At 70.2% G+C, this 6,774-nt stretch carries 9 protein-coding genes; 8 read left to right on the forward strand and 1 reads right to left on the reverse strand.

Annotated features, from left to right (window positions below; genetic code table 11):
* Positions 1 to 239 precede the first annotated feature (239 nt).
* The 5 genes from N5096_RS10855 to N5096_RS10875 are packed head-to-tail and all read left to right on the forward strand — an operon-like array spanning position 240 to position 3,381.
* Positions 240 to 1,484 (forward strand): translation initiation factor IF-2 subunit gamma, encoded by a 1,245-nt coding sequence (locus tag N5096_RS10855; protein ID WP_267664653.1) that lies wholly within the window; start codon positions 240 to 242, stop codon positions 1,482 to 1,484.
* Between the two features lies 1 nt (position 1,485).
* Entirely contained in the window at positions 1,486 to 1,974 is a 489-nt protein-coding gene (locus N5096_RS10860) for a type II toxin-antitoxin system VapC family toxin (protein ID WP_267664654.1), read from the forward strand.
* A gap of 21 nt (positions 1,975 to 1,995) precedes the next feature.
* Positions 1,996 to 2,571, forward strand: a complete 576-nt coding sequence (locus N5096_RS10865; RefSeq protein WP_267664655.1) for a DNA-directed RNA polymerase — start codon at positions 1,996 to 1,998, stop codon at positions 2,569 to 2,571.
* Positions 2,571 to 2,768 carry a transcription elongation factor subunit Spt4 gene (spt4, locus tag N5096_RS10870; RefSeq protein WP_267664657.1) on the forward strand — a complete coding sequence of 66 codons (198 nt, stop codon included), beginning with the start codon at positions 2,571 to 2,573 and terminating at the stop codon, positions 2,766 to 2,768. The genes N5096_RS10865 and spt4 overlap by 1 nt, the downstream gene beginning before the upstream one ends.
* Positions 2,769 to 2,802: 34 nt before the next feature.
* On the forward strand, positions 2,803 to 3,381 hold the full coding sequence (locus N5096_RS10875) for a GTP-dependent dephospho-CoA kinase family protein (protein WP_267664659.1): 579 nt from the start codon (positions 2,803 to 2,805) through the stop codon (positions 3,379 to 3,381).
* A gap of 48 nt (positions 3,382 to 3,429) precedes the next feature.
* Here the strand turns inward: N5096_RS10875 and N5096_RS10880 are convergent, their stop codons facing one another.
* On the reverse strand, positions 3,430 to 4,017 hold the full coding sequence (locus N5096_RS10880; protein WP_267664660.1) for a hypothetical protein: 588 nt from the start codon (positions 4,015 to 4,017) through the stop codon (positions 3,430 to 3,432).
* Positions 4,018 to 4,175: 158 nt separating this feature from the next.
* Here N5096_RS10880 and N5096_RS10885 point away from each other — a divergent pair, with 158 nt between their 5' ends.
* The 3 genes from N5096_RS10885 to N5096_RS10895 all read left to right on the forward strand — a co-directional run bounded on the left by N5096_RS10885 (position 4,176) and on the right by N5096_RS10895 (position 6,561).
* The gene (locus tag N5096_RS10885) at positions 4,176 to 4,484 is read left to right on the forward strand and encodes a 30S ribosomal protein S24e (protein ID WP_267664661.1); all 309 of its coding nucleotides are present in this window, start codon (positions 4,176 to 4,178) and stop codon (positions 4,482 to 4,484) included.
* A 10-nt stretch (positions 4,485 to 4,494) separates the two neighbouring features.
* Positions 4,495 to 6,165 carry a bifunctional N(6)-L-threonylcarbamoyladenine synthase/serine/threonine protein kinase gene (locus tag N5096_RS10890; RefSeq protein ID WP_267664663.1) on the forward strand — a complete coding sequence of 557 codons (1,671 nt, stop codon included), beginning with the start codon at positions 4,495 to 4,497 and terminating at the stop codon, positions 6,163 to 6,165.
* A 96-nt stretch (positions 6,166 to 6,261) separates the two neighbouring features.
* Positions 6,262 to 6,561, forward strand: a complete 300-nt coding sequence (locus tag N5096_RS10895) for a DUF5808 domain-containing protein (RefSeq protein WP_267664665.1) — start codon at positions 6,262 to 6,264, stop codon at positions 6,559 to 6,561.
* The last annotated feature ends 213 nt before the right edge of the window (positions 6,562 to 6,774 follow it).

The following is a 6,774-nucleotide window of genomic DNA, read 5'->3' on the forward strand; positions in this document are numbered from 1 at the left end:
GCTGGCGAGCGACTCCCTCGCACGCGCTCCTCTCGGCCGCCGATGGCGGCCGGTCGGAGGCGCGCGCCACCGCATCGCACACTCATTTATAAGTGATGGTCGTCGTCGCGGTCGAGTGCTGGTGTCGCGTCGTCGCACTCGGGCGTGCCACGCGAGGTCCCTGTCGGCGCTATAACAGCAACTTTATCACTCGCACGGGGCGAAATTCGGGTAAGACTACTCCGTTAGGAGGTCCAACAGTGACTGAAGGCAACACACAACCGGAGGTGAACATCGGTCTCGTCGGTCACGTCGACCACGGGAAGACGACGCTCGTGCAGGCGTTGTCCGGCTCGTGGACCGACCAGCACAGCGAGGAAATGAAACGCGGCATCTCGATCCGGCTGGGGTACGCGGACGCGGCGTTCCGGCGCTGTCCCGGCCTCGACGCGCCCGAGTGTTACACCGTCGACGAGGAGTGCGAGGACGGCTCCGCGAGCGAGCCGATCCGGACAGTCTCGTTCGTCGACGCCCCGGGCCACGAGACGCTGATGGCGACGATGCTCTCGGGCGCCTCGATCATGGACGGCGCCGTGCTCGTCGTGAGCGCCACCGAGGACGTCCCGCAGGCGCAGACGGAAGAGCACCTGATGGCGCTCGACCTCATCGGGATCGAGAACATCGTCATCGCGCAGAACAAGGTCGACCTGGTCGACCGCGACCGCGCCGTCGACAACCACCGACAGATCCAGGAGTTCGTTGAGGGCACCGTCGCGGAGGACGCACCGATCGTCCCCGTCTCGGCCCAACAGGAGGTCAACCTCGACCTGCTCATCGACGCGATCGAGACCGAGATCCCGACCCCCGACCGCGACCCCGGCGAGAGCGCCCGGATGTACGCGGCGCGCTCGTTCGACATCAACCGCCCGGGCGCGACCGCGGCGGACCTGAAGGGCGGCGTCGTGGGGGGCTCGCTGGTCAGCGGCGAGCTCTCGGTCGGCGACGGGCTGGAGATCCGACCGGGCCGCGAGGTCGACGAAGAGGGGCAGACGGAGTGGCGCCCCCTCGAGACCACGGTGCGCTCGCTGCAGGCCGGCAGCAACGACGTGGAGTCCGCCCGGCCCGGCGGGCTCCTCGGCGTCGGCACCGGGCTCGACCCGAGCCTGACGAAGGGCGACGCGCTCGCCGGGCAGGTCGCCGGCGAGCCCGGGACGCTCCCGCCGACCCGCAACGAGTTCGAGATGCAGGTCGACCTGCTCGACCGCGTCGTCGGGGAGGAGGACGACGAGAGCGGCGAGAGCGACATCGAAGAGATCAGCACGGGCGAGCCCCTGATGCTCACGGTCGGCACCGCGACGACGGTCGGCGCGGTGACGAGCGCGCGCGACGGCGAGTGCGAGGTGAGCCTCAAGCGGCCGGTCTGCGCCGAGGCGGGCGCGCAGATCGCGATCAACCGGCGCGTCGGCGCGCGCTGGCGCCTCATCGGCGTCGGGACGCTCTCGTAGCGTGACCGACGACGCCCGCGCGGACGGCTCGGACTCGATCCGCGCGGGCGACGGCCCGACCGAGGACTCCGCAGCGAACGGGGACCTCACGGGCGACGGTCCGGGGGGCGCCCCGGTTGTCGCGCTCGACGCGAGCGCGCTGATGGCGCCGGTCGAGGCGAACCTGCGGCTGTTCGAGGAGCTCGACCGGCTCCTCGGGGCGTACGAGGCGGTCGTCCCGACGGCGGTCGCGTCGGAGCTCGACCGACTGCAGGGCGGGAACGGCGAGGCGGCGACCGCGGCGAGCGTGGGCGCGGACCTCGCGACGCGGGCGGAGGCGGTGGCGACGGACGAATCGTACGCCGACGACGCGCTAGTCGAACTGGTCACCGAGGGCCGAGTCGACGGCGTCGTCACCAACGATCGACCGCTGGCGAACCGGGTGCTGGAGGCGGGCGCACCAGTAATCGGTTTAAGGGGTCGGAACGCACTGGCGATAACGGAACCCTAGCGGACGCGGACAACCAAGAACATGTACAAACGAGTTCGACTCAAGGATACGGTCGAGGTACCGCCGAAACACCTGGCGGACGTCACCGACGAGCGGGTGAAAGCCCTGCTCCAAGACAAGCTGGAAGGACGAATGGACGAGGATGTCGGTAGCGTCGTGAGCGTCATCGACGTCCACGACATCGGCGACGGCGCGGTGTTACACAACCGCCCCGGCGTCTACTACGAGGCCGAGTTCGACGCGCTGACGTACGACCCCGACATGCAGGAGGTCGCCGACGGGACGGTCGTCGAGACCGTCGAGTTCGGCGCTTTCGTCGGGATCGGCCCCGTTGACGGGCTGCTCCACGTCTCGCAGATCACCGACGAGTACCTCACGTTCGACGGGGCGAACCAGCAGCTCGCCTCCTCGGACTCCGACAAGACCCTGGGGGTCGACGACGCCGTCCGGGTCCGCGTCGTGACGAAGAGCATCGACGAGCGCAACCCCCGCGACTCGAAGATCGGGCTCACGGCGAAGCAGCCGGGGCTCGGGAAACACGACTGGCTAGAGGGCCAGCGGCAACACCGCGAACAGACCGGTGAGGAGGCCGACTGATGGCCGAGGACCGCCTGGCGTGCCGTGAGTGCCACCACGTCAACGACCCCGACTCCCAGACCTGCGAGCACTGCGGGTCGTCGTCGCTGACGGAGGACTGGGCGGGCTACGTCATCATCTCGAAGCCCGAGGAGAGCCAGATCGCCGAGGAGATGAACGTCACGAAGGCCGGCTCGTACGCGCTGAAGGTCCGGTGACGACGCCGGAACGACCGACGCGATTTCCACACCAATGCTCACGCTTCCCGACTCCATGCGCGACGCGTTCAAGCAGCCGCTCGGCCCGGTGACGACGGACCCCGACGAGCTGCTCGCGGACGCGGCCGAGACCCGCGCCGACCAGGTCGCGCCCGACGCCCCGCTCATCGCGGTGGGCGACGTGGTCACGTACCACCTGCGGGAGGCAGGCCGCGTCCCGGACGTCGCGCTGATCGACGGGAAGACCGAGCGCGAGGCGGTCGACGCCGAGATCAAGGAGGCGCTCGGGGCCGCCGATGACCGCCGAATCCCCGTGAAGAACCCCGCCGCGTCGCTGTCGGCGGCGCTGCTCAAGGCGCTCGGCGAGGCGCTCTCCGACGCCGACCCGGTCGTCATCGAGGTAGCCGGCGAGGAGGACCTGGCCGCCCTGCCGGCGATCCTCGCCGCGCCCGACGGCGCAAGCGTCGTCTACGGCCAGCCCGGCGAGGGGATGGTCCGCGTCGCGGTCACGCCGGAGTCCCGCGCGGAGGCGCGGGAGCTGTTCGAGAGGCTCGACGGCGACGTCGAGGCGGCCTACAAGGCGATCGGACGCGTCCCCGAGGACGGTCGGTAAGCGGCGACCGAGAGGGACACAGCCGTTCGATTCGGCTCCGGACCCGACTCAAGACCGTCCGGCGTACGCGCTCGACGCGAGCGCTCCGAGACCGACGACGAGCGCGGCGACCGTGGCGAGCCGCGGCGTGGCCGGGAGCGGCTCGTAGACGAGGTACGGCTCGACCCCCAGGTCGACCAGCCGCCGGACCGCGTCGGTTCCCCAGTGACCGCTCGCGAGGATGGCCCCGCCGGAACCGACGCCGAGAGTCCCGGTAACGAGCCCGAACCCGGTCGCCGCGTCCTCGGCGGCGATCAGGTCCCACGCCTGTGACTCGGGCGGATCGGGGTGCCGATCGACGTACAGCGCGACGGCGGTGAGTCCGACGCCCGCGGCCGCCAGACCGCCGACGCCGACAAACACGACCGCCGCGGCGCCGAGGGGAGTCGTCACCGGATTCCCCGCGAAGTACGTCTCCCGGACGGGCGCCGGGAGCGCCGCCACGATCGGACCGACGAGCGCCGCCGACAGCGCGATGAGACCGCACCAGCGGAGCTTGGTCCGGACGGACAGCGGGACGATGACGTGTTTCGACCGCAACAGAACGTATCGAGTCCGTTCCGAGGGCTCGACCAGCTCTTCGGTGTCGCTGGACATCCGATCGAGGCTTCGTTCCGCTCGAACTAAGTCGTGTCTCCGAGCGGCCGAACGGAGGGGGGATTTCGCGGAGTGCGGGCCGAGGAGAGCGATCGCGGCGGCACCCCCGCTTCGAAATCCTTTTACAGCTTTCGAGGGGATATACGCCTAACTGAACCATGGACGTCGATATCATCTCCGAGGAGGAGAACCCGATGTTGCACCGCACGGACATCCGATTCGAGACCACCCACGAGGAGGCGACTCCCTCCCGCCTCTCGGTCCGCGACTCGCTCGCGGCCAAGCTGGACAAGGCCTCCGAGGAGGTCGTCGTCCACGAGCTGAACACGAAGTTCGGCATGCGCAAGACGGTCGGCTACGCGAAGGTGTACGACGCTGCCGAGGACGCGCTCGACGTCGAACAGCAGCACATGCTCGAGCGCAACAAGATCGGCGACGAGGCCGACGCGGACGCCGAAGAGGCCTGACGCGCGCTGGATGCGCGTTCTCGGCATCGAAGGGACCGCGTGGTGCGCGAGCGCGGCGCTGTACGACGCCGAGACAGACGCAGTTCTTATCGAATCAGACCCGTACGAGCCCGATAGCGGCGGCATTCACCCGCGCGAGGCCGCCGAGCACATGTCCGAGGCGATCCCCGAGGTCGTCGACGCGGTCCTGACCGCCGCGGAGGCCGAACACGGGCCGGACGCGATCGACGCGGTCGCCTTCTCGAAAGGGCCGGGGCTCGGCCCGTGCCTCAGGACCGTCGGCACGGCCGCGCGGGCGCTCGCGGGGACGCTCGACGTCCCCCTCGTCGGCGTCAACCACATGGTGGCGCACCTGGAGATCGGTCGCCATCAGTCCGGCTTCGAGAACCCGGTCTGCCTGAACGCCTCCGGGGCGAACGCGCACCTCCTCGGCTACCACGACGGCCGCTATCGCGTGCTCGGCGAGACGATGGACGCCGGCGTCGGCAACGCGATCGACAAGTTCACCCGCCACGTCGGCTGGGACCACCCCGGCGGGCCGAAGGTGGAGGCCGCGGCCGCGGAGGCGGCCGCCGAGCGCGACGCGAACGGCGAACTGGTGGATCTGCCGTACGTCGTCAAGGGGATGGACTTCTCCTTTTCCGGAATCAGCTCCGCCGCCAACGACGCGTCCGACGACGAGGTGCTGATCGGGGAGATCTGTTTCTCGCTGCAGGAGCACGTGTTCGCGATGCTGACGGAGGTCTCGGAGCGGGCGCTCTCGCTGACCGGCGCGGACGAGCTCGTCCTCGGGGGCGGCGTCGCGCAGAACGACCGGCTCCGCGAGATGCTGGCGACGATGTGCGCGGCCCGCGGCGCCGACTTCCACGCGCCGGAGTCGCGGTTCCTCCGCGACAACGCGGGGATGATCGCGGTGCTGGGCGCGAAGATGGCCGCGGCCGGCGACACGGTGCCGATCGCCGACTCCGCGATTGATCCGAAGTTCCGGCCGGACCAAGTGCCCGTGAGGTGGCGCGACGGCGACGCGTCGGTCGCCCGCGGGCGCGGAGACGGGGAGCGAGGCGACGACGGCGACGCGGACCGACGCGGCGCGGAGGCGACCGTCGAGATCGCGACCGCCGAGTCGGGCGGTGGGGCTCGCCACGCGATCAAGCGTCGGGTGTCCAAACGGTATCGCCATCCCGAACTGGACCGGGCGCTCCGGCGGGACCGGACCGTCGCCGAGGCGCGCCTGACGAGCGAGGCGCGGCAGGCCGGCGTCCCGACGCCGCTGGTGTACGACGTCGACGTGCCGGCGGGGACGCTGACGCTCCAGCACGTCGGGGATCGCGACCTCGCCGCCGACCTCGACGGCCGGTTGACGGCCGCGGTCGGTCGCCACCTCGCGCGGCTCCACGGGGCGGGGATCGTGCACGGCGATCCGACGACCCGGAACGTCCGGGTCGAACGGCCGGAGGACGGCGACGCGCGAGCGACACTCATCGACTTCGGGCTCGCCTACCACACCGGTCACGTCGAGGACCACGCGATGGACCTCCACGTGTTCGAAGGGTCGATCCGCGCGACGGCGACCGCCCCGGGCTCGCTCATCGAGGCGTTCGAGGCGGGATACGCCGAAGTCGGCGACGGCGACGTGCTCGACCGGCTGCGCGAGGTCGAGGGACGCGGGCGGTATCGGTAGTCAGCGCGGGCCGGCCACGGACGCGTCATCTCGGGCGGCTCGGACCTGGCGCGCGGTCCCGCCACGATTTATATCCCCGGCGGGCGATGTGCCGGTATGGCAGACAAACAGTCATCGGGAGAGATACTCGGGATCCCGTACAACTTCGAGCGGCCCAGCCTCGGCCGGCTGCTGTCCTCGTACTGGCAGCCCGGCAAGGGAATGCTCGTGGAGAAGCCGTTCGGCATCGGCTACACGCTGAACCTCGCCAACTGGCGGTCGTGGGTCGTCCTCGCGGTCGCCGGCGGGCTCTACTACCAGCAGGCCCAGTCCGGCGCGGGCGAGGGGGCCGACGACGCCGAGGCCGACGACGAGGCCGACGGCGGTCCCGTCGAAGTGATCGTCGACGACGACTGAGCGCCCGCCGTCCGGGTCGCTGCGAGGGCGCCGGTCGCGTCTCACGAGTCAGTTCTCACGGGTTATTTCGAGACGCGGCCTTTTAATTGCCGGACTGACGCACCCCCGACGATGAGATTCGAGTCGGAAGCAACAACAGGGCAGCTTACGGAGAATCAAGGAGAAAGCCCCGTGCTTTAGCGCGGGGATGAATCCGACAGTATTCTACATCAA

It is taken from the genome of Halorubrum yunnanense (assembly GCF_026586675.1).
GTDB lineage: Archaea > Halobacteriota > Halobacteria > Halobacteriales > Haloferacaceae > Halorubrum > Halorubrum yunnanense.